This is a genomic window from Leisingera sp. F5, from assembly GCF_001593695.1.
Window position 1 is genome coordinate 1 of the sequence record NZ_LUKH01000951.1, and the last position, 1,420, is coordinate 1,420.

General features: G+C 61.9%; 3 protein-coding genes. 2 read left to right on the top strand and 1 reads right to left on the bottom strand.

The genetic code is table 11. The features are described from left to right. Window positions 1-445: S1 RNA-binding domain-containing protein (locus A2I95_RS37760; RefSeq protein WP_291737561.1), on the top strand; the 445-nt coding region annotated here is incomplete at its 5' end. A gap of 115 nt (window positions 446-560) precedes the next feature. On the opposite strand, the gene A2I95_RS37765 is transcribed toward A2I95_RS37760, so the two are convergent. Then, on the bottom strand, window positions 561-902 hold the full coding sequence (locus A2I95_RS37765; RefSeq protein WP_367153210.1) for a DUF1801 domain-containing protein: 342 nt from the start codon (window positions 900-902) through the stop codon (window positions 561-563). Between the two features lie 139 nt (window positions 903-1,041). On the opposite strand from A2I95_RS37765, the gene A2I95_RS37770 reads away from it, so the two are divergent. Then, on the top strand, window positions 1,042-1,420 hold a 379-nt coding region (locus A2I95_RS37770), incomplete at its 3' end, for a phage integrase N-terminal SAM-like domain-containing protein (protein WP_291737562.1).

Below are 1,420 nucleotides of genomic sequence, written 5' to 3' on the forward strand. Positions count from 1 at the left end.
GGATACGACGGACCGTTATTTGGCATCCTATCTCAGCGAACGGGTGGGCAATGAATTCGAAGGGCGGATCAGCGGTATTGCCCGGTTCGGGGCCTTTGTGAAACTGGATGAGACCGGCGCGGACGGGCTGGTCCCGGTGCGCTCGATCGGGCGCGAGTTCTTTCATTTCGACGCCCAAGCGGGGACGCTGATGGGGGCCGATACCGGCATGACCCTGGCTATCGGCCAGCGGGTGACCGTGCGGCTTGTTCAGGCAGCGCCGGTGACCGGCGGGCTGGAGCTGGAATTGCTGGCGATTGAAAACTTGGAACTGCCCAAGGGCGGTGGATCCCGCAAAGGCGGGCGGCGCAGCCCGGCAGGCCGCACCGTCAAGCGCAAGGCAGCAAAGTCCAAGCACAAAGGCGCCAAAGTAAAACGCAAAGTTGAGCGTAAGCGGCGGGAATAACTGGCTGTCCCCGTGGGGACAGCCAGTTACTTTGTCAGACCGGAGTCTCCAGCGGCGGACGGATGCGGTATGTCAAAGCGCGCTTGATCAGCCAGCCATGGCGAATGGGTTCGACCTAGGCGGGTTCGTCGAACAGCACCGCGCGGGTGCCGTCGAACCAGTCCCATGCCGGGAAAGCGCTGGCAAACTCCGGGATCAGCCGGCTTTGGCAATGCACAAACAACGCAAAACGCGCGCCCTTGGGCACCCCCAGCCGAATGGTCGATCCAGTCTTGCACTCCCGCGTGAGATAGGAGGGCTGGCCCCAGCGCAGGGCCTCCTCGACCCGGCCGGCCTCCGGTGTTTCGGCGGCAGTGTCAAAAATCAGCTGCCGGAGCCGCAGCAGCCCCTTCCGCGCCAAGGGATCTGAGACCGCAAAGGGAGCCTTGATCTCTGGTGTTGCAAATGCAGGTTTCATAGCAAGCACTAAATCGCTCTGCGATAGGGGTTCTGTGTGGCAGGCGTCGCGCTGAACCGGGATTTGTTTCGCGGTTTTCGATGTCGGGTGTGTGCTGTTGGTTGAGGTGATTTTACCTCGATTGACAGAGGGTTTTGCCATGACCATTCAGCATCCTACACCGACGACACCGCTTCGTGGCCGCATGATCGCGGATATGGCGGCACGCAATCTCGGACCAGCCTCGCAGACCAGCCACCTGCGGGCCTGCAAGCGGTTTGCCTCCTGGCTCGGGCGATCTCCGGAGACAGCTTCACCGGATGACGTGAAGCACTTCCAGCAGCATCTGATCGAGACCGGGACCAGCATTTGTACCCGCAACCAAACCATGACCGGGGTGAAGTTTCTGTTCCGGGTCACCCTGCGGCGGCATGATCTGGCAGCCGAGGTTTTCCGCCTGAAGGAACCGGTGAAGGTGCCGCTTGTGCTGAGCCGCAACGAGGTCAAACGCGTTCTGGCCATGGCGCCCGGCCTGAAGG

Bases quoted from the DNA above. Each gene is read 5' to 3' on its own strand.
- A2I95_RS37765 (WP_367153210.1), bottom strand. From the start codon at position 902: ATGAAACCTGCATTTGCAACACCAGAGATCAAGGCTCCCTTTGCGGTC.